Origin of the sequence: Klebsiella sp. JN_Kp126, from assembly GCF_033843325.1 — a bacterium.
GTDB classification, from domain to species: Bacteria; Pseudomonadota; Gammaproteobacteria; order Enterobacterales; family Enterobacteriaceae; genus Klebsiella; species Klebsiella michiganensis.
The window spans coordinates 33,622-55,510 of sequence record NZ_JAWXQV010000076.1; the positions used below are offsets into that span (position 1 = coordinate 33,622).

Genomic DNA, 21,889 nt, shown 5'->3' on the forward strand with positions numbered 1-21,889 from the left:
ACTCATGGCTCGTCATAATAGAAAGCTCTCTTTCACCACGCCGATTATCATCGGATTTGCGGGTATTTTATTCAGCTTCTTGCTGATAGCGGTGTTTGCCACGACGACGCAGAGGAATGATTTTCTCGAAGATTATCATCATATTAATCGCAATTTTACCCACAATATGGCGACCAACTACACGGAGACGCTGCTGCAGGGCAACGACTTTATCCTCACCCGCGCCGCCACTTTCTTTGCCCGCAACGATGCGCTGAATGAGGCGGTTAACGTCAATCCGGAAAAAGGGTTGATGCAGCTAATGCAGTTGCAAAATATGATGCAGACCGTTTCGTCCATCTCGCTGGCGGATACCAATGGGCACTATCTGCGCGCGCCCGAGGTTCTGGAGACGGAAGACAGCCAGTCCTTCGATGCCAAAACAAGGCCGTGGTTTATTAAGCAAGCGGAAGCCAGTACCTTCAGTCGGTATACCAGCCCGTACAACGACTACTTCACGCATCATCCGACGATTACCGTCTACAAACCCATAATTTCTCCAGAGGGACGGCTAAAGGGCAGTCTCGCGTTTCATCTCGATCTCACCTCAATGGGCTACGCGTTACGGCAGATGGTTGCACCGGTCCAGGGGGAATTTTTTGTGGTGCAACGCGATGGTAAAGTCGTTCTCCATCCCGACCCTGGCGCTTTATTTAAACCCTACGTCAGTGAAGCCTTGATGGACAGAATGACCAGCGGCGAAGGCCAGCTTTACGATACCAATACGGACACCTGGTACTATTACTACTCCTTTACCAACCCCGACTGGTTTGTTATTTATCGGGTCGATAACTCGACGCTGGTCAACTTAACGCGCCATGAAACGGATATCGTCGCCTGGAGCTTTGCCCTGGCCGCGATCGTTATTGTGCTGTTTGGACTGTATCTGCGCCATGCTTCACGTACGGTGTTGATGAACATCATCAATGCGATTAAAACCGGGGATGTTCAGCGCGCCCCGCGGCTGGAAGCGATGCTCAGCAAAGCCATCGAGAGCAATAAGCAGCGCGAGTTAACCTACGTTCGCCAGGCGACCATCGACGCGCTAACCGGCTGCAAGAACCGCCGCGCCTTTGACAGCGATATCGCCGCGCTGATGAACGATCATCAGCCCTTTTCTCTTGCGCTGGTTGATATTGATAACTTCAAAACGATAAACGACACCTGGGGTCACCTCAACGGCGATATCGTGCTGCGCAATGTCGCCCGGGAAGGGCTGCAAATCCTCCAGCCCCTGCAAATTTCTCTTTACCGCTACGGCGGCGAAGAGTTTGCGGCGATCTTCGCCGCCGGACATAGCGATGACGCCCTGATGCTGCTGGAGAGCTGGCGGGCCCGCGTTGCGCAGCGCTCCTGGCGTGAAGAAGGATTGACGGTCACCTTTAGCGCAGGCCTCGGCGAATGGAATATGGAGCCCCTGGAGCAACTGGTGGTGAGCGTTGATGAAGCGCTGTACAAAGCCAAGCAGCAGGGCAAAAACCGCATCGTCCGCGCATGACAGAGCCTACCGTTTCCGGCCCGTCGGACGCGGCTTTTAGCGTTTTCTCCCCCAAAACCGAAACCGGTTTCATTATTTTGTGATGACTTACACACAATCACCGTAAAGCGGTTGTCCCGCCCGCCTGCCCGCGATAAAGATGGTACATCAAGGAACATAAGGGCCAACAATTATGAAGAATATCGTTTTATGCTGTGCCGCAGGTATGTCCACCAGCATGCTGGTTCAACGTATGCAGGCCGCTGCGCAACAAAAAGGCGTGGAAGTCTCCATCAAAGCCGTACCGGTTGCCGAGTTTAAAGATAATCTTGCCGCTGCCGATATTATCCTGCTCGGCCCTCAGGTGAAGTACGAGCAGGCCAAGCTACAGGCAATGGCCGACCCGTTTGGTAAAAAAGTCGCCGTCATCGATATGATGGATTACGGCATGATGAAAGGCGATGCCGTGCTTGATAAAGCCCTGAAGCTGATGGAGTAAGAGATGGAAGATTTAGAAACGATCATCATGGAGCTGCTGGTTAACGCCGGTTCTGCGCGCAGCTCGGCGTTAACCGCTCTGCAGCTGGCGCGTAAAGGCGATTTTGCTGCGGCCGAACAGGCGATGGCGGAATCCCATGAATTCGTCAAGCATGCGCATAAAATCCAGACCCAGCTGATTGGCATGGATGAAGGCAGCGGCAAGCTTCCGGTTAACCTGATTACCGTACACTCTCAGGACCACCTGATGAACGCGATGGTCATTCAGGATCTGGCTACCGACATGATTGAGCTCTATCGCCGAATTCCGCTCGCACAATAACGTCAACGACTTAACAGGCGCCGCTACCGGCGCCTGTATCCTCTTAAAGAAATCCGTACATCGCCGCAAATACCCAGCCAAAGACGCAAGAGACGCTGACGCCAATGAGCCCTGGCAGAATAAAGCTATGGTTAATCACAAAGCGGCTGATATGCGTGGTACCTGAGCGGTCGAACTGAATCGCCGCCAGATCGCTTGGGTAGGTCGGCAGAATGTAATAGCCGTAGCAGGCGGGCGCGGAAGCGACGATGTAGGCCGGATCGACGCCAATCGCCAACGCCACCGGAACGATCGCCGCCAGCGCAGCCGCCTGGGAGTTAACAAACTTCGATACCAGCAGCAGAACGATAGCGTAGGCCCACGGGTACTCCTTCACCATCTCCCCGAGCACGCCTTTAATCTCGGTCATGTGCGCGCCGAACATCGTTTCCGCCATCCACGCGATGCCGTACACGGCAACGATAGCGATCATCCCGGAACGGAACACCTCATTTTTGGAGATCGAAGCCGGATTCGTTTTCGTAATGATGATGATGAGCGCCCCGGAGAGCAGCATAAACATCTGGATCACCAGCACCATCGACAGCGGCTTACCATCGAATGCCGGACGCAGTTCGGAGAAGGCGCCGAGCAGGGCGACAACCGCGATTGAGGCCAGAAAAATCCACATCGCAATCCAGTTGCTGGTCGGAAGCTTTCTATCCAGCAGCGTGGCCGTGTCCCCGTACACGTAGTGACGGTTTTCCGGTACCGCAATAAAGGCCTGGAAGGTTTCGTCTTTATCGAGGTCTTTGCCGCGAAACCAGCTGAAGATACCAATGGCCAGAATCCCCAGCAGCGTGGACGGAATGGTTATCGCCAGCAGGTCGAGAAATTCAAGGTGCTTGCCGTTAAAGGTAAAGTTGCCAAGCATTGCCACCAGCGAGACAACCGCCACGGAAACCGGGCTGGCGATAATCCCCATCTGCGCGCCGATCGAGCTGGCGGCCATGGGTCGCTCCGGACGGATGTTATTTTTGATGGCGACATCATAAATAATCGGCAGAATGGTATATACCACGTGCCCCGTGCCGCAAAGAATCGTCAGCGTACAGGTGACGAATGGCGCGACGATCGAGACATATTTCGGGTTTCGCCGCAGGAGTTTCTCGGCAATCTGCAGCATCACGTCTAAACCACCGGAAGCCTGCAGCGTCGCCGATGCCGCCACGACGGCGATAATGACCAGCATGACATCGACGGGCGGTTTTCCAGGCTTCAGGTGAAAAACAAAGACCAGGATAACTAGCCCAATGCCGCCTAAAAGGCCGAGCGCAATGCCGCCCTTTCTCGCACCATAGAACAAACAAATTAAGATAATGATAAGTTGTATAGCAAATTCCATACATCCCCCAGAAGCTATCCATTAAATAACGACAATACTCTCCGCTTTGTTTTTATTAGTTCACCTCCTCCATCGCCTTTTAACAGGCGTAAAAATCCCCTCGGCTGCGGTAAACCGAAAAGAACCGGGAAAGTAATCACATGATTATTTTAGTTTTTTGACTATATAGCGTTTGCGGTGCTTATTTTTTGACACGCGTAGAATTTTCACCCTTTCATTGAAGATGAAAAACAGTCATGGAAATAAATCATTATAGGAGTGGTTTATATTTGCTAATTAATTGCAGCTATTACATCAATAAAATGTAATAAAAAAGTAGACGGAATAAACTGGCAGGCAATAAAAAAGCCAGTCAGGTGACCTGACTGGCTTTTTGAGCGTTTAGCGAATCAACGATTAATCGTTGTCAGAACCGCCCAGACCCGCGTTCAGCAGTTCTGCCAGGTTAGCAGAAGCTTCTTCCACGCTGACCTGCGGCGCTGCTGGCAGTTCGCCCGCTGCGCGACGGCGCATACGATCCTGGTGGTACGCATAACCGGTACCGGCCGGGATCAGACGACCCACGATAACGTTCTCTTTCAGGCCACGCAGTTCGTCGCGTTTACCCGCAACGGCTGCTTCGGTCAGGACACGCGTGGTCTCCTGGAACGATGCGGCAGAGATGAACGATTCGGTTGCCAGGGACGCTTTGGTGATACCCAGCAGATCGCGGGAGAATGTTGCACCCACTTTGCCGTTCGCTTCCAGATCGCGGTTAGCAATCTTAACGCGAGAGTATTCAACCTGTTCGCCTTCCAGGAAGTCGGAGCTACCGGCGCTTTCGATGGTCGCTTTACGCAGCATCTGACGAACGATAACTTCGATGTGCTTATCGTTAATCTTAACGCCCTGCAGACGGTATACGTCCTGAACTTCGTTAACGATGTAACGAGTCACAGCATGCACGCCACGCAGACGCAGAATGTCGTGCGGCGCTTCCGGACCGTCGGAAACCACGTCACCACGTTCTACGCGTTCACCTTCGAACACGTTGAGCTGACGCCACTTAGGAATCATCTCTTCGTACGGATCGCTACCGTCTACCGGGGTGATAACCAGACGACGTTTCCCTTTGGTTTCTTTACCGAAGGAAATGATGCCGCTGATTTCAGCCAGGATTGCCGGCTCTTTCGGACGACGCGCTTCGAACAGGTCGGCAACGCGCGGCAGACCACCGGTGATGTCCTTGGTACCGCCGGATTCCTGCGGTACACGTGCCAGGGTGTCACCAGAACTGATCTGGACGCCATCTTCCAGCTGAACAATCGCTTTACCCGGCAGGAAGTACTGCGCAGGCATATCGGTGCCAGGGATCAGAACGTCATTGCCCTGAGCATCAACGATTTTCAGCGCCGGACGCAGATCTTTACCGCCAGTGGTACGCTCTGCAGAATCCAGAACCACCAGAGAAGACAGACCGGTCAGCTCGTCGGTCTGACGAGTAATGGTCTGGCCGTCAATCATGTCAGTGAAGCGGACAAAACCACTCACTTCGGTGATAACCGGCATGGTGTGCGGATCCCAGTTTGCTACGGTTTCACCGCCGGCAACCTGCTCGCCATCACCTTTCGCCATAACAGAGCCGTAAGGCACTTTATAGCTCTCTTTGGTACGACCGAATTCGTCGATCAGCTTCAGCTCGGTATTACGGGAAGTAATAACCAGCTTACCGCTGGAGTTCACAACCGACTTCGCATTGCTCAGACGGATGCTACCTTTGTTTTTCACCTGGATGCTGGACTCAGCAGCCGCACGAGATGCCGCACCACCGATGTGGAACGTACGCATCGTCAGCTGTGTACCCGGCTCACCGATGGACTGTGCCGCGATAACGCCGATAGCCTCACCTTTGTTGATGATGTGGCCACGCGCCAGGTCACGACCGTAGCAGTGCGCACATACACCAAAGTCGGTGTCACAGGATACAACGGAACGCACTTTGACGGAGTCAACGGAGTTCTCTTCCAGCAGATCGCACCAGTGCTCGTGCAGCAGCGTGTTGCGTGGAACCAGAATGTCCGCCGTACCCGGCTTCAGAACGTCTTCAGCGGTCACACGACCCAGTACGCGATCGCGCAGCGGCTCTTTAACATCGCCACCCTCGATAACCGGGGTCATGGTGATGCCTTCCAGGGTGCCACAGTCGTCTTCAGTCACGACCAGGTCCTGCGCAACGTCAACCAGACGACGAGTCAGGTAACCGGAGTTCGCCGTTTTCAGTGCGGTATCCGCCAGACCTTTACGCGCACCGTGCGTGGAGATGAAGTACTGGAGTACGTTCAGACCTTCACGGAAGTTCGCGGTGATTGGCGTTTCGATGATGGAGCCATCCGGCTTCGCCATCAGACCACGCATACCGGCAAGCTGACGAATCTGTGCAGCAGAACCACGCGCACCGGAGTCGGCCATCATGTAAATGCTGTTGAAGGAGACCTGCTGCTCTTCTTCGCCGTTACGGTTAATAACGGTTTCAGTTTGCAGGTTGTCCATCATCGCTTTGGATACACGATCGTTCGCCGCGGCCCAGATATCGATAACTTTGTTGTAGCGTTCGCCAGCGGTAACCAGACCCGACTGGAACTGCTCCTGAATCTCAGCAACTTCCGCTTCCGCTTCGCTGATGATCTCGTATTTTTTCTCCGGGATGACCATGTCATCGATACCAACGGATGCACCTGAGCGCGCTGCATAAGCAAAGCCGGTGTACATCGTCTGGTCCGCAAAAATAACGGTCGGTTTCAGGCCCAGAATACGGTAGCAGGTATTCAGCATCTTAGAGATGGCTTTCTTGCCCAGCGCCTGGTTGACGATGGAGAAAGGCAGACCTTTCGGTACGATCATCCACAGAATGGCACGACCAACGGTCGTATCTTTCAGGCTGGTTTTCGCAACGAACTCGCCGTTTTCATCTTTTTCGTATTCGGTGATACGCACTTTAACGCGCGCATGCAGAGAGGCCAGGCCAGCGCGATAAATACGCTCAGCTTCTTTCGGGCCAGTCAGCACCATGCCTTCGCCTTTGGCGTTAACACAGTCACGGGTCATGTAGTACAGACCCAGTACAACGTCCTGAGACGGAACGATGATTGGTTCGCCGTTCGCCGGAGACAGGATGTTGTTGGTAGACATCATCAGCGCACGCGCTTCGAGCTGGGCTTCCAGCGTCAGCGGTACGTGAACAGCCATCTGGTCACCATCGAAGTCGGCGTTGTATGCCGCACAAACCAGCGGGTGCAGCTGAATAGCTTTACCTTCGATCAGTACCGGCTCAAATGCCTGGATACCCAGACGGTGCAGGGTTGGTGCACGGTTCAGCAGTACCGGGTGTTCGCGGATCACTTCGTCCAGGATATCCCAAACGACAGCTTCTTCACGCTCAACCATTTTCTTAGCAGCTTTAATGGTGGTGGCGAGGCCACGCAGTTCCAGCTTGCCGTAGATGAACGGTTTGAACAGCTCCAGCGCCATTTTCTTCGGCAGACCGCACTGATGCAGACGCAGGTATGGACCTACGGTGATTACAGAACGACCGGAGTAGTCAACGCGCTTACCGAGCAGGTTCTGACGGAAACGACCCTGCTTACCTTTGATCATATCGGCCAAAGATTTCAGAGGACGTTTGTTAGAACCGGTGATCGCACGACCGCGACGACCGTTATCCAGCAGGGCGTCGACCGCTTCCTGCAGCATACGTTTTTCGTTGCGTACGATGATGTCCGGCGCAGCCAGATCCAGCAGACGTTTCAGACGGTTGTTACGGTTAATGACGCGACGATACAGATCGTTCAGGTCAGAAGTCGCGAAACGACCGCCATCCAGCGGAACCAGCGGACGCAGATCTGGCGGCAGAACCGGCAGAACGGTCAGGATCATCCACTCCGGCTTGTTGCCAGACTGTACGAACGCTTCCAGCAGTTTGATACGCTTGGTCAGCTTCTTACGCTTGGTTTCGGAGTTGGTTTCGTTCAGCTCTTCGCGCAGAGTTTCGCACTCTTGCTCCAGATCCATGCTCTTCAGCAGGGCCTGGATAGCTTCCGCACCCATCTTCGCGTCAAATTCGTCACCGAACTCTTCCAGCGCATCCAGATACTGTTCTTCAGTCAGGATCTGCTGGCGTTCCAGGTTGGTCATACCGCCTTCGATAACCACATAGGATTCGAAGTACAGCACGCGTTCGATATCGCGCAGCGGCATATCGAGCAGCAGGCCGATACGGGACGGCAGAGACTTCAGGAACCAGATGTGGGCGGTCGGAGACGCCAGCTCGATGTGGCCCATACGCTCACGGCGCACTTTAGTCTGGGTCACTTCAACGCCGCACTTCTCACAGATCACACCGCGGTGTTTCAGGCGCTTGTACTTACCGCACAGGCACTCGTAGTCTTTTACTGGCCCGAAAATACGCGCACAGAAAAGGCCGTCACGCTCAGGTTTGAACGTACGGTAGTTAATGGTTTCCGGCTTTTTAACTTCACCAAAAGACCATGAACGGATCATGTCTGGCGATGCCAGAGCAATTTTGATCGCATCAAACTCTTCGGTTTTAGTTTGCGCTTTCAGAAACTTTAATAAGTCTTTCACGGATTTGCTCCCGTCGGAGTTAGCACAATCTGGCGCCGGGTCTTACCCCGGCACCAGTGACCTGTTTGAGCGAGAGTTACTCGTCTTCCAGTTCGATGTTGATGCCCAGCGAGCGAATCTCTTTCAACAGTACGTTGAAGGATTCCGGCATGCCCGGTTCCATCTGATGGTTGCCGTCCACGATGTTCTTATACATCTTAGTACGGCCGTTCACGTCATCAGACTTAACGGTGAGCATTTCCTGCAGGGTGTATGCTGCGCCATATGCTTCCAGCGCCCACACTTCCATCTCCCCGAAGCGCTGACCACCGAACTGCGCCTTACCACCCAGCGGCTGCTGAGTAACCAGGCTGTAAGAACCGGTAGAACGCGCATGCATCTTGTCATCAACCAGGTGGTTCAGTTTCAGCATGTACATGTAGCCAACGGTAACCTGGCGCTCGAATTGCTCACCGGTACGACCGTCGAACAGGGTGATCTGGCCGGAAGTCGGCAGGCCACCAAGCTGTAACAGTTCCTTGATTTCAGACTCTTTCGCACCGTCGAAGACCGGCGTTGCGATCGGCATACCTTTTTTCAGGTTTTCAGCGAGACGCATAACTTCTTCGTCAGTGAAGGTATTCAGATCAACCTTCTGACGCACGTCGGTGCCCAGATCGTAGGCACGCTGGATGAATTCGCGCAGTTTGGCGACTTCCTGCTGCTGTTTCAGCATGGCGTTGATTTTCTCGCCAATACCTTTCGCAGCCATACCCAGGTGAGTTTCCAGGATCTGACCGATGTTCATACGAGACGGTACGCCCAGCGGGTTCAGTACGATGTCAACCGGCGTGCCGTTTTCATCGTAAGGCATATCTTCGATCGGGTTGATCTTAGAGATAACACCCTTGTTACCGTGACGGCCTGCCATTTTGTCACCAGGCTGAATCTGACGTTTAACGGCCAGATACACTTTGACAATCTTCAGCACGCCCGGTGCCAGATCGTCGCCCTGAGTGATTTTGCGGCGTTTCGCTTCGAGTTTTTTCTCGAACTCGTGTTTCAGTTCGTCGTACTGCTCAGCCAGCTGTTCCAGCTGATTCTGTTTCTCTTCGTCGGTCAGGCCCAGTTCCAGCCAGCGATCGCGCGGCAGCTTATCGAGCTTCTCAGCTTCGATACCGCCGGAGACCAGCACCGCGTAGATACGACCAAACAGGCCAGCTTCGAGGATCTGCAGTTCTTCAGACAGGTCTTTCTTCGCCTGTTTGAGCTGCATCTCTTCGATTTCCAGCGCGCGTTTGTCTTTTTCTACGCCGTCGCGGGTAAAGACCTGAACGTCGATAATGGTACCGGAGACACCGTTTGGTACGCGCAGGGAAGAGTCTTTAACGTCAGACGCTTTCTCACCGAAGATCGCACGCAGCAGTTTCTCTTCCGGCGTCAGCTGGGTTTCACCTTTCGGCGTTACCTTACCAACCAGAATATCGCCACCGGTCACTTCCGCGCCGATATAAACGATACCGGATTCATCCAGTTTAGAGAGCGCAGCTTCACCCACGTTCGGGATGTCGGCGGTGATCTCTTCCGGCCCCAGCTTGGTGTCACGAGACACGCACGCCAGTTCCTGAATGTGGATGGTGGTAAAACGGTCTTCCTGGACAACGCGCTCGGAAACGAGGATGGAGTCTTCGAAGTTGTAACCGTTCCACGGCATGAACGCGACGCGCATGTTCTGACCGAGCGCCAGTTCACCGAGGTCGGTAGACGGGCCGTCAGCCAGCACGTCACCGCGCTCAATCGGCTCACCCAGAGAGACACACGGCATCTGGTTGATGCAGGTGTTCTGGTTAGAACGGGTGTACTTGGTCAGGTTATAGATGTCGATACCGGCTTCGCCCGGGTACATCTCGTCTTCGTTAACTTTGATAACGATACGGGAAGCATCCACGTACTGAACGGTACCGCCACGTTTAGCGACCGCAGTTACACCGGAGTCAACGGCAACAGCACGTTCCATACCGGTACCAACCAGCGGCTTATCAGCGCGCAGAGTCGGAACGGCCTGACGTTGCATGTTCGCACCCATCAATGCACGGTTGGCGTCATCGTGTTCCAGGAACGGGATCAGGGACGCACCGACGGATACCACCTGCTGGGTGGATACGTCCATGTAGTCAACCTGGTCGCGGCTGAACAAGCTGGATTCGCCTTTACTACGGCAGGTAACCAGATCTTCTACAAAGTGGCCTTCGTCATCCAGGTTGGAGTTCGCCTGAGCAATAACGTAGTTGCCTTCTTCGATAGCAGACAGGTAATGAATTTCGTCGGTTACAACACCGTCAGTCACTTTACGGTACGGGGTCTCGAGGAAACCGTATTCGTTCGTCTGTGCGTACACGGACAGGGAGTTGATCAGACCGATGTTCGGACCTTCAGGCGTTTCGATTGGACATACGCGACCGTAGTGGGTCGGGTGTACGTCTCGAACTTCAAAGCCTGCGCGTTCACGGGTCAGACCGCCCGGGCCGAGTGCAGAGATACGACGTTTGTGCGTAATCTCAGACAGCGGGTTGTTCTGGTCCATAAACTGAGACAGCTGGCTGGAGCCAAAGAACTCTTTCACTGCCGCAGAAATCGGCTTGGCGTTGATCATATCCTGAGGCATCAGGGTATCCAGATCGCCCAGAGACAGACGCTCTTTCACCGCACGCTCTACGCGGACCAGGCCAACGCGGAACTGGTTTTCCGCCATTTCGCCAACGGAACGGATACGACGGTTGCCGAGGTGGTCGATATCATCGACTTCGCCTTTACCGTTACGGATATCGATGAGCTTCTTCATCACTTCGATGATGTCTTCTTTGCTCAGGATACCGGAACCTTCGATTTCGTCGCGCAGCAGAGAACGGTTGAACTTCATACGACCTACCGCGGACAGATCGTAGCGGTCTTCGGAGAAGAACAGGTTCTCGAACAGGCTTTCAGCCGCTTCACGAGTCGGCGGCTCACCTGGGCGCATCATGCGGTAGATTTCTACCAGCGCGCTCAGACGGTCGTTGGTCGGGTCGACGCGTACAGTCTCAGAGATGTACGGACCGTGATCCAGATCGTTGGTGAACAGCGTTTCGATACGCTTATGGCCAGACTGGCTCAGCTTGGCCAGCAGATCCAGGCTCAGCTCCATGTTCGCCGGGCAGATCAGCTCGCCAGTAGATTCGTCAACATAGTCTTTAGAGGCAACTTTGCCAGCGATGTACTCAACCGGAACTTCGATATGTTTGATATCGTCTTTTTCCAGCTGGCGAATGTGACGTGCGGTGATGCGACGCCCTTTCTCAACGTACACTTTGCCGTTCGCTTCGATGTCGAAGGAGGCCGTTTCGCCGCGCAGACGCTCCGGTACCAGTTCCATCTGCAGCTTGTTATCGCGAATTTCAAAGACCACTTTCTCGAAGAACAGGTCAAGGATCTGCTCAGTGGTGTAATTCAGCGCGCGCAGGATGATGGTAGCCGGCAGCTTACGACGACGGTCGATACGGACAAACAGGTTGTCTTTCGGGTCGAACTCGAAGTCCAGCCAGGAGCCACGGTAAGGAATGATACGTGCGTTATACAGGACCTTACCGGAAGAGTGGGTCTTACCTTTGTCACTGTCAAAGAAGACGCCCGGGCTACGGTGCAGCTGAGAAACGATAACGCGCTCGGTACCGTTGATAACGAAGGTACCATTGTCGGTCATGAGCGGAATTTCGCCCATGTAGACTTCTTGTTCTTTAATGTCTTTAACGGTGCCTTCCGGCGCTTCGCGCTCGTAGATCACCAGACGCAGTTTGACGCGCAGCGGTGCCGAGTAGGTCACGCCACGGATCTGACATTCTTTAACGTCAAAAACCGGTTCGCCCAGACGGTAGCTGACGTACTGCAGCTCAGAGTTACCGCTGTAGCTTTTAATCGGGAATACGGAACGGAAAGCTGCTTCCAGACCATACTGCCCTTCAGGATCTTGCTCGATGAACTTCTGAAACGAGTCAAGCTGGATAGAAAGGAGATAAGGTATGTCCAGAACCTGCGGACGTTTACCAAAATCCTTACGAATACGTTTTTTCTCGGTATAGGAGTAAACCATAGGGTTCCTCAGCTCGCTGACAAGTCGACCCATCTGCCCACATAAGGCAGTTTTTTATGCAACACTATTTTGTTGACCGGAAAATGGAACACTTTCCGCAATACCTGTTTCTATCACGCTTAAACCATTTCATTGCGATTTACACAGCTCAGGAGCCCTAACCTGTCGCAGTATATTAAGTCGTCTATAGAAACAAGCATTGTCAGGACAACCAGTAGTCAAACAGTGTGAAATTCTACTGGCGCCTTACAGCGCAAAAAGGCTGGTGACTAAAAAGTCACCAGCCATCAGCCTGATTTCTCAGGCTGCAACCGGAAAGGTTGGCTTATTTAACTTCAACTTCAGCGCCAGCTTCTTCCAGAGATTTTTTCAGTGCTTCAGCGTCATCTTTGCTCACGCCTTCTTTCAGAGCGGCCGGAGCAGATTCTACCAGGTCTTTAGCTTCTTTCAGACCCAGGCCAGTTGCGCCACGTACTGCTTTGATAACGGCAACTTTGTTAGCGCCGATACCTTTCAGAATTACGTCGAATTCAGTTTTTTCTTCAGCAGCTTCAACCGGGCCAGCAGCTACAGCTACAGCAGCAGCAGCGGAAACACCGAATTTTTCTTCCATTGCAGAGATCAGCTCAACAACGTCCATTACGGACATAGCGGATACTGCTTCAATGATTTGATCTTTAGTGATAGACATTTAAATTGTTCCTGAATATCAGAATAAGTTTATACGTAAGCGAATGCTTTACAAAGACAACTGCGATTAAGCAGCTTCTTTCGCATCGCGTACAGCAGCCAGAGTGCGAACCAGTTTGCCAGCCGAAGCTTCTTTCATGGTTGCCATCAGGCGTGCAATTGCTTCTTCGTAGGTCGGCAGAGTTGCCAGGCGGTCGATTTGCGACGCCGGGATCAGCTCACCTTCAAAGGCTGCGGCTTTGACCTCAAATTTTGCATTCGCTTTCGCGAACTCTTTGAACAGACGAGCGGCAGCGCCCGGGTGTTCCATAGAGTATGCAATCAGGGTCGGACCAACAAACGTGTCTTTCAGGCACTCGAAAGGAGTACCTTCAACGACGCGGCGCAGCAGGGTGTTGCGAACAACACGCATGTATACGCCAGCTTCACGACCTGCTTTACGCAGTTCAGTCATTTTGTCTACAGTCACGCCACGGGAATCCGCAACTACTGCAGACAGCGCGCCTTTGGCTACTTCGCTGACTTCAGCAACAATCGCTTGTTTGTCTTGAAGATTTAAAGCCATTAGCTTTGCTCCTGGATGTTTGCCAGAGCTCATGCTCCGGAACTCACTTCACTCTACTCAAAGAGAAGAGCGTCTTAATACGGTGAGCAGAAACAAGCCAGAGTATCCAAAAATAATCTTAGCGTTCTGTCACCGTCTACGCAGGGCATTAAGTCTCTTGCGAAACACCTGCGGTCTTCGACGGAGGCCTGGATAGGCCAGGCTCCAACGAACAAATCTTGTCTATCCGTCGCTATTCAATCTGTGGCGGCATTGACTGCCTTCGTTCACACCAGTCACATAGTTAACTATGCTCCAGGCGATTCACTCATTTGTCGCCTTGCCACAGCCTGAATATCTCGGCTATACGTCTGCTATAAGCAGAATACGTGGGGGTAAGATTGTAGACAAATTCACCGCCCACGTAAAGCTAATCTTAGTTCGCAGAAGCGCTCAGACCAGCCTGATCAACGGCAACGCCAGCACCCATGGTGGTGGAGATGCTGATTTTCTTGATGTACACGCCTTTAGCCTGAGTCGGTTTTGCTTTTTTCAGCGCAACCAGCAGAGCTTCCAGGTTTTCTTTCAGTTTATCAGCGTCAAAATCCACTTTACCGATGGTGGTGTGGATGATGCCGTTTTTGTCGTTACGGTAACGAACCTGACCTGCTTTAGCGTTCTTAACAGCTTCAGCAACGTTCGGCGTTACGGTACCCACTTTCGGGTTTGGCATCAGGCCGCGTGGACCCAGAACCTGGCCCAGCTGGCCAACAACGCGCATTGCATCCGGGGAAGCAATAACAACGTCAAAGTTCATTTCGCCTTTTTTGATCTGGTCAGCCAGATCTTCCATACCTACCAGCTCTGCGCCAGCAGCTTTAGCTGCTTCAGCGTTCGGGCCCTGGGCAAATACGGCTACGCGAACTGAACGGCCAGTACCGTGCGGCAGTACGGTCGCGCCGCGGACGTTCTGGTCAGATTTACGCGCGTCGATGCCGAGGTTAACGGCAACATCAACGCTTTCAACGAACTTAGCAGTAGCCAGTTCTTTCAGCAGAGAGATGGCTTCGTTGATGTCGTACTGTTTGGTCGCATCAACTTTGTCACGAATCACGGACATGCGCTTGGTCAGTTTAGCCATTTCTTAGTCCTCCACTACCAGGCCCATGGAACGTGCAGTACCTTCAATGGAGCGAGTCATCGCTTCAATGTCGGAACCAGTCATGTCGGCAGCTTTGGTCTGCGCGATTTCCTGCAGCTGAGCGCGGGAAATTTTACCTACTTTGTCTTTGTTCGGTTTACCGGAACCAGACTTGATACCAGCCGCTTTTTTCAGCAGAACTGCTGCCGGCGGAGTTTTGGTAACGAAGGTGAAAGAACGGTCAGCGTAAACGGTAATAACAACCGGGATCGGCAGACCTTTTTCCAGGGATTCAGTTTTTGCGTTGAACGCTTTGCAGAATTCCATGATGTTCACACCCTGCTGACCCAGTGCTGGACCAACCGGCGGACTCGGGTTTGCCATACCAGCTGCAACCTGCAGCTTGACATAGGCTTGTACTTTCTTAGCCATGTAAATTTCCTCGTTTGGGTGTAGCGCCTAAAAAGGCTCCCCGTGATAAATATCGCTTTATGGGAATCAGACCCATAAAAACAAAAGGCGCGAAATTGTATGTCAATTCCGCGCCTCATGCAACGATTAAAACGTTGCTTTTTTGATCGGCTGTTAGGCTTTTTCTACCTGAGCGAAGTCCAGCTCAACCGGCGTCGCACGACCGAAGATAGAAACGGACACTTTCAGACGAGACTTCTCGTAGTCCACTTCTTCAACCACACCGTTAAAGTCGGCAAATGGACCGTCGCTAACGCGAACCATTTCACCCGGCTCAAACAGCGTTTTCGGCCGCGGCTTATCGCCAACCTGCTGCAGACGGTTCATGATCGCGTCGACTTCTTTGTCGCTGATCGGTGCCGGACGGTCAGATGTACCGCCGATGAAACCCATCACACGCGGTACGCTGCGCACCAGGTGCCAGCTCGCGTCGTTCATCACCATCTGGACCAGCACGTAGCCCGGGAAGAATTTGCGTTCGCTTTTACGACGCTGGCCGCCGCGGATTTCGACCACTTCTTCGGTCGGCACCATGACTTCGCCAAACAACTCTTCCATATTGTGTAATTTGATATGTTCACGCAACGAGGTAGCTACGCGACCTTCAAAACCGGAAAACGCCTGAACGACGTACCAGCGTTTTTTAGGAGCTTCAGACATCTCAGAACCTCAGGCCAGTGATAAAGGATACCAGGCGAACCAGAATACCATCCAGTCCCCACAGGATCAGTGACATTACGGCAGTCACTGCGGCAACAATCAGCGTGGTATGCAACGTTTCCTGGCGAGTCGGCCAGATCACCTTGCGGACTTCGGTTCTCGCTTCACGAGCGAAGGCGACTGTCGCCTTACCTTTTGTCGTTAACAGCGCGACACCGCCCGCTGCAGCGATCAGAATCACTACAGCCAGCGCACGCACTGCCAGCATAATGTCACGATAAAGGAAGTTGCCGACGATGGCCACAACCAGCAGCACGACTACGATTGTCCACTTCATCGCTTCGAGGCCGCGCCCGCTCCCTTGAGCTTCGGTATTCGCACTCATAAACCAACCTGTCACAAGAATTCAGACAAATAACTTCACCCCGCATGAAATGCGAGGCGACCAAACCGAAATGCTCTGCTGCGTTTCGGACTTAACGCCCTCTTCAGAGCCTGTCTCAGCAATGATTATGACCCAAAAAATCACTGATGAGCCAGGTTCTGGTGTGAAAGCGTGCAAAAAGGGCATCAAATGATGCCCTTTTATTGCGCATTGCGTCAAATGTTATCAGCAATTAGCCGAGAACTTTAGCAACCACGCCCGCGCCAACGGTACGGCCACCTTCACGGATTGCGAAACGCAGACCGTCGTCCATCGCGATTGGGTGGATCAGGGTAACAACCATTTTGATGTTGTCGCCCGGCATTACCATCTCTACGCCTTCCGGCAGTTCGATGGTGCCAGTCACGTCAGTTGTACGGAAGTAGAACTGCGGACGGTAGCCTTTGAAGAACGGAGTATGACGGCCGCCTTCGTCTTTGGACAGAATGTACACTTCAGATTCGAACTTGGTGTGCGGCTTGATAGAACCCGGCTTAGCCAGTACCTGACCACGTTCGATTTCTTCACGCTTGATACCACGCAGCAGAACACCGACGTTCTCACCAGCACGGCCTTCGTCCAGCAGTTTGCGGAACATTTCAACGCCAGTACAGGTAGACTTCGCAGTCTCTTTGATACCAACGATTTCAACTTCTTCGCCAACTTTGATGATACCGCGCTCTACACGACCGGTAACAACGGTACCACGACCGGAGATGGAGAATACGTCTTCGATCGGCAGCAGGAACGGCTTGTCAATCGCACGCTCTGGTTCCGGGATGTAAGAATCCAGGTAGCCAGCCAGTTCGATGATTTTCGCTTCCCAGTCTGCGTCGCCTTCCAGCGCTTTCAGAGCGGAACCGCGAACGATCGGAGTGTCGTCGCCCGGGAAATCGTACTGAGACAGAAGTTCACGAACTTCCATTTCAACCAGTTCCAGCAGCTCTTCGTCATCAACCATGTCGCATTTGTTCAGGAACACGATGATGTACGGAACGCCTACCTGACGACCCAGCAGGATATGCTCACGAGTCTGCGGCATCGGGCCGTCAGTCGCAGCAACAACCAGGATCGCGCCGTCCATCTGCGCAGCACCGGTGATCATGTTTTTAACATAGTCGGCGTGGCCCGGGCAGTCTACGTGCGCGTAGTGGCGAGTCGGGGTGTCATATTCAACGTGAGAAGTGTTGATGGTGATACCACGAGCTTTTTCTTCCGGCGCGTTATCGATCTGGTCGAATGCGCGAGCAGAACCACCGTAGGTTTTAGCCAGAACGGTAGTGATTGCAGCGGTCAGCGTTGTTTTACCATGGTCAACGTGGCCGATAGTACCGACGTTAACGTGCGGTTTTGTACGTTCAAACTTTTCTTTAGACATCGATTGTCCCTCTAAGACACGGATAAATCGGTGATATCACCACATCAACCGGGCAACATGCCCGACTTGTTGAATGCAATAAACAAGAGAGAAACAGGGGAGGAGAGATAAAGAAGTGGTGCTGATACCCAGAGTCGAACTGGGGACCTCACCCTTACCAAGGGTGCGCTCTACCAACTGAGCCATATCAGCACGTTTGGAGCGGGCAGCGGGAATCGAACCCGCATCATCAGCTTGGAAGGCTGAGGTAATAGCCATTATACGATGCCCGCATCCTGAAACTCGGCTACCCAGTTCTTTCTATAACAAAAAAAAGAGAAGCGTCTCTTTTTTTGTTTGAGCTGACCAGTTTAACCAATCAACTCTGGCTCCGCAAAGCGTTGCCGAAAGATGGTGGTGGGGGAAGGATTCGAACCTTCGAAGTCGATGACGGCAGATTTACAGTCTGCTCCCTTTGGCCGCTCGGGAACCCCACCAGGCACTTGATGGTGCCGACTACCGGAATCGAACTGGTGACCTACTGATTACAAGTCAGTTGCTCTACCTACTGAGCTAAGTCGGCATCAAGTAGCGCGCATTCTAGGGAGACCTGCGAGTTCATGCAACTAAAAAATTGCAGAAAATGTTCTATTGCTCACATTTTGTGCTCAAACGAGAAAAAATGGTGTAATTTCAAACAGAGCAGGACAAAAATACGCCAATCATCCTCACGGACAGGGTTGCCGAGGAGGGCAAAAAGTAGAGTGATGTCGCTAAAGCGGCATCGATACCCCATCACCTGACCACCCGATTCAATGAATAACCCACGGGTCTCTGCTGAGAACTTTATATCCCCTTACCAAACCATTCATCTCTGTGATGCTACCTTTAGAAAGCATCATTCAATGAGTTTTTTTCTTATTATTCCTCGCAATCTGGTGTTACCCTCCTGCCCATTGTCCTGATTAACTAGTGTGAAGCACCCCGCCTTCATGTAATTCGGCGGTTGCAAGAGCATGCTTATGAGCCTAAAAGAGCAAACGTTAATGACACCGTATCTACAATTTAACCGCGACCAATGGGCTGCGCTTCGTGATTCCGTTCCGATGACGCTAACAGAAGAAGAAATCACGCGGTTAAAAGGCATCAACGAAGATCTTTCCCTGGAAGAAGTAGCGGAAATTTATTTGCCGCTGTCGCGTTTACTCAATTTCTATATCAGCTCTAATCTGCGCCGCCAGGCTGTACTGGAACAATTCCTTGGCACCAACGGCCAACGTATTCCTTACATCATTAGCATTGCGGGTAGCGTGGCGGTCGGGAAGAGCACTACCGCGCGCGTGCTGCAAGCATTGCTGAGCCGCTGGCCTGAACATCGACACGTAGAATTAATCACGACGGATGGTTTTCTGCACCCTAACGCGGTATTGAAAGAACGCGGCCTGATGAAGAAGAAGGGCTTCCCGCAGTCTTATGACATGCATCGCCTGGTTAAATTCGTCTCAGACCTGAAATCCGGCGTTCCTGACGCTACGGCGCCGGTCTATTCACATCTGATTTACGACGTCATTCCTGATGGGGATAAAACCGTCACGCAGCCTGATATATTAATTCTTGAGGGATTAAATGTTCTGCAGAGCGGCATGGATTATCCACACGATCCGCATCATGTATTTGTTTCGGACTTCGTTGATTTTTCAATTTACGTTGATGCGCCTGAAGAACTGCTAAAAAACTGGTATATCAATCGTTTTCTGAAATTCCGCGAAGGCGCGTTTACCGACCCGGACTCCTATTTTCATAGCTATGCTCAGCTGTCTAAAGATGAAGCAATTGATATTGCCACATCGCTGTGGAATGAGATTAATCTTTTGAATTTAAAAGAGAACATTCTACCAACGCGTGAGCGAGCCAGCCTTATAATGACCAAAAGCGCAAACCACTCTGTGAATCAGGTGCGTTTAAGAAAATAAAAAAGGGAGCGTTAGCTCCCCTTTTTTTATTCAGCGCTGCGCAATGATATCTCACCGCCAATCCAGGGTTTTACCATCCCGTCCTGCTCCAGTAATAATGCGCCTTGAGCATCAATACCTCGCGAAATACCAAAGATCTCTTTATCGCCAATAATAAGTTTAACCGGTCGATTAATAAAGTTATCGAGCTTTTCCCAGCGGGTGAGATAGGGTGCCAGACCTTCATTCTCAAAAAGTTTAAATCCTGCCCGCAGCTCTTTAATCAGACAAGCCGCTAACGTATTACGATCGATAGAGATCCCTGCCTCCTGGAGGCTGATCCAACCCTGATTGACAACATCAGACTCCACCCGGCGCATCATGAGGTTAATCCCCGCGCCGCTGACTATCTGCGCAGCATCGCCGGTTTTCCCCGTCAGTTCCACCAGGATCCCGGACAGCTTCCGATCCTGTAAATAGAGATCGTTTGGCCATTTCACCCGAACTTTATCCGCCCCCAGGCTTTGCAGCACCTCGGCAATGACGATCCCAATGACCAGACTCAAGCCTATAGCCGCAGCAGGGCCCTGCTCCAGTCGCCAGTACATTGAAAGGTAAAGGTTAGAACCAAACGGCGAGAACCACTTGCGCCCGCGGCGGCCGCGACCTGCCTGCTGATACTCAGCCACGCAGGCATCACCCGATTGCAGTTCGCTAAGTCTGTCCAGAAGATACTGGTTCGTGGAATCAATCACCGGTAGTACGGTTACCCGGCCATGCTCGATCTGCCTGGCGATCTGCTCTTCATCCAGAAGCTGGATAGGCTCAGGGAGACTGTAGCCTTTACCCGGAACGGTAAATACGTCGACTCCCCAATCGCGTAACGTTTGAATATGCTTGTTGATTGCTGCCCGACTCATCCCTAAACGCTCGCCAAGCTGTTCACCTGAGTGAAATTCAGCGTCGGCCAGGATCGATATTAGCGTCAAAGGAACGGTGTAGTCTTTCATGCGATGGTCTCCTCGGCATTAACTTCACCCGTTTCACCGATAAAGCGCACTTCCGGCTGTAACCAAATATTAAACTTCTCACCAACCTGCTGGCGTACGTAATGAGCCAGCTCAACCACGTCTTCACTGGTTGCCTGATGCTGATTGATCAATACCAGCGCCTGCTGGCTATGCACCGCTGCGCCACCCATCACTTTACCTTTAAGCTGGCATTGATCGATAAGCCAGCCGGCGGCAAGTTTCATACTGCCATCCGGCTGAGGGTAGTGAGGGATGCCCGGATAGGTCGCCAGCAGCGCTTGCGCCTTGTCCGCGCTAACGACCGGGTTCTTAAAGAAGCTCCCCGCATTTCCATTCACTTTTGGATCGGGGAGTTTGGTCATGCGCATATGACAGACGGCGTCAAATACCTGCTGCGGGGTAACGGTTTGCGGATCGAGCCGGGTTAAATCACCGTAGGTCAAAACGGGTTGCCAGGCTTTTGGCAACGTCAAACCAACCGCCACAATGGCGTAGCGGTCCTGATATTCATGTTTAAAAATACTGTCCCGGTAGCCAAAGCGACATTCAGCAGCGGAAAGACGCTGTTTCACCCCCGTGACCAACTCAATGCAGTCGACGTACCGGCAAACCTTCTGTAATTCAACGCCGTAAGCACCAATATTTTGAATCGGCGAGGAGCCGGCGCAGCCAGGAATCAAAGCAAGATTTTCCAGGCCCGGCATTCCGTTATTTAGCGCAAACTGGACCAACTGATGCCAGTTTTCTCCTGCACCAACATGCAAATGCCACGCGTCAGATGTTTCACTCACTTCTATCCCCATAATACGGTTGATAATGACCGTACCGGAATAATCCTTCAGGAACAGAACATTGCTTCCTTCACCAAGGATCAGGGTTGGCTGGCGCTCTGCGGTGGCATTTTGCCAGGCATCCAGTAGCTGTTTTTCAGTTTCGGCGCGTACAATCGCTTTGGCAGAACGGTCAATACCGAAGGTGTTCCAGGGCTTAAGTGAGTGGCTCATAATGGCTTCCAGATGCAAAATCTGCATTAGTTTACCGTATATAGCGAGGGAAGGCTTGCCTGATTGTCAGGGGGAGCAGGTACCATGGCGTGCCTAAAATCTGGCAATTTTAAATGACAAAAACGCAAAAAGCCCATCCGTCAGGATGGGCTCTTCACTTGTTTGATGCC

Annotated in this window: 16 protein-coding genes and 4 tRNA genes; 4 read left to right on the forward strand and 16 right to left on the reverse strand. The window is 52.4% G+C overall.

The genetic code is table 11. The features are described from left to right. Positions 1-4 precede the first annotated feature (4 nt). The 3 genes from SIK97_RS17955 to SIK97_RS17965 all read left to right on the forward strand — a co-directional run bounded on the left by SIK97_RS17955 (position 5) and on the right by SIK97_RS17965 (position 2,336). A complete protein-coding gene (locus tag SIK97_RS17955) occupies positions 5-1,537 on the forward strand; it encodes a sensor domain-containing diguanylate cyclase (RefSeq protein WP_057174073.1) in 1,533 nt (510 codons plus the stop codon). A gap of 172 nt (positions 1,538-1,709) precedes the next feature. Then, complete coding sequence (locus SIK97_RS17960) at positions 1,710-2,015, forward strand: PTS sugar transporter subunit IIB (RefSeq protein ID WP_004097653.1); 306 nt, start codon at positions 1,710-1,712, stop codon at positions 2,013-2,015. A gap of 3 nt (positions 2,016-2,018) precedes the next feature. Continuing rightward, on the forward strand, positions 2,019-2,336 hold the full coding sequence (locus tag SIK97_RS17965) for a PTS lactose/cellobiose transporter subunit IIA (RefSeq protein ID WP_004097651.1): 318 nt from the start codon (positions 2,019-2,021) through the stop codon (positions 2,334-2,336). Positions 2,337-2,379: 43 nt separating this feature from the next. On the opposite strand, the gene dcuB is transcribed toward SIK97_RS17965, so the two are convergent. The 14 genes from dcuB to SIK97_RS18035 form a co-directional block, all read right to left on the reverse strand. Next, positions 2,380-3,720 (reverse strand): anaerobic C4-dicarboxylate transporter DcuB, encoded by a 1,341-nt coding sequence (gene dcuB / locus SIK97_RS17970; protein ID WP_057174074.1) that lies wholly within the window; start codon positions 3,718-3,720, stop codon positions 2,380-2,382. Positions 3,721-4,116: 396 nt separating this feature from the next. Continuing rightward, positions 4,117-8,340 (reverse strand): DNA-directed RNA polymerase subunit beta', encoded by a 4,224-nt coding sequence (rpoC, locus tag SIK97_RS17975; RefSeq protein ID WP_004097649.1) that lies wholly within the window; start codon positions 8,338-8,340, stop codon positions 4,117-4,119. Between the two features lie 76 nt (positions 8,341-8,416). Continuing rightward, positions 8,417-12,445, reverse strand: coding sequence for a DNA-directed RNA polymerase subunit beta (gene rpoB, locus SIK97_RS17980; RefSeq protein WP_004097647.1), 4,029 nt, complete (start codon positions 12,443-12,445; stop codon positions 8,417-8,419). A 325-nt stretch (positions 12,446-12,770) separates the two neighbouring features. Further along, the gene (rplL, locus tag SIK97_RS17985; protein WP_004097645.1) at positions 12,771-13,136 is read right to left on the reverse strand and encodes a 50S ribosomal protein L7/L12; all 366 of its coding nucleotides are present in this window, start codon (positions 13,134-13,136) and stop codon (positions 12,771-12,773) included. 66 nt (positions 13,137-13,202) lie between these two features. Next, positions 13,203-13,700: a 50S ribosomal protein L10 gene (gene rplJ / locus SIK97_RS17990; RefSeq protein WP_004097644.1), complete on the reverse strand. Its 498-nt coding sequence runs from the start codon at positions 13,698-13,700 to the stop codon at positions 13,203-13,205. A 415-nt stretch (positions 13,701-14,115) separates the two neighbouring features. After that, positions 14,116-14,820 carry a 50S ribosomal protein L1 gene (gene rplA, locus SIK97_RS17995; protein WP_004097642.1) on the reverse strand — a complete coding sequence of 235 codons (705 nt, stop codon included), beginning with the start codon at positions 14,818-14,820 and terminating at the stop codon, positions 14,116-14,118. A gap of 3 nt (positions 14,821-14,823) precedes the next feature. Next, the gene (rplK, locus tag SIK97_RS18000) at positions 14,824-15,252 is read right to left on the reverse strand and encodes a 50S ribosomal protein L11 (RefSeq protein WP_004097640.1); all 429 of its coding nucleotides are present in this window, start codon (positions 15,250-15,252) and stop codon (positions 14,824-14,826) included. 153 nt (positions 15,253-15,405) lie between these two features. Continuing rightward, positions 15,406-15,951 (reverse strand): transcription termination/antitermination protein NusG, encoded by a 546-nt coding sequence (nusG, locus tag SIK97_RS18005; RefSeq protein WP_002438628.1) that lies wholly within the window; start codon positions 15,949-15,951, stop codon positions 15,406-15,408. Between the two features lies 1 nt (position 15,952). After that, positions 15,953-16,336, reverse strand: a complete 384-nt coding sequence (secE, locus tag SIK97_RS18010; RefSeq protein WP_004097638.1) for a preprotein translocase subunit SecE — start codon at positions 16,334-16,336, stop codon at positions 15,953-15,955. 232 nt (positions 16,337-16,568) lie between these two features. Then, positions 16,569-17,753, reverse strand: a complete 1,185-nt coding sequence (gene tuf / locus SIK97_RS18015; protein ID WP_004097636.1) for an elongation factor Tu — start codon at positions 17,751-17,753, stop codon at positions 16,569-16,571. 116 nt (positions 17,754-17,869) lie between these two features. After that, a tRNA-Thr gene (locus SIK97_RS18020) sits at positions 17,870-17,945 on the reverse strand. 5 nt (positions 17,946-17,950) lie between these two features. Next, a tRNA-Gly gene (locus SIK97_RS18025) sits at positions 17,951-18,025 on the reverse strand. Positions 18,026-18,144: 119 nt separating this feature from the next. Further along, positions 18,145-18,229, reverse strand: a tRNA-Tyr gene (locus SIK97_RS18030). A 10-nt stretch (positions 18,230-18,239) separates the two neighbouring features. Further along, a tRNA-Thr gene (locus tag SIK97_RS18035) sits at positions 18,240-18,315 on the reverse strand. 439 nt (positions 18,316-18,754) lie between these two features. Here SIK97_RS18035 and coaA point away from each other — a divergent pair. Further along, entirely contained in the window at positions 18,755-19,705 is a 951-nt protein-coding gene (gene coaA / locus SIK97_RS18040; protein WP_014227490.1) for a type I pantothenate kinase, read from the forward strand. A 26-nt stretch (positions 19,706-19,731) separates the two neighbouring features. Here coaA and birA read toward each other — a convergent pair whose 3' ends face one another. Both birA and murB read right to left on the reverse strand, forming a co-directional pair. Then, positions 19,732-20,694, reverse strand: a complete 963-nt coding sequence (birA, locus tag SIK97_RS18045) for a bifunctional biotin--[acetyl-CoA-carboxylase] ligase/biotin operon repressor BirA (protein ID WP_014837096.1) — start codon at positions 20,692-20,694, stop codon at positions 19,732-19,734. Further along, a complete protein-coding gene (murB, locus tag SIK97_RS18050) occupies positions 20,691-21,719 on the reverse strand; it encodes a UDP-N-acetylmuramate dehydrogenase (protein WP_049081087.1) in 1,029 nt (342 codons plus the stop codon). Before murB ends, birA begins: the two co-directional genes overlap by 4 nt. Positions 21,720-21,889: the final 170 nt, after the last annotated feature.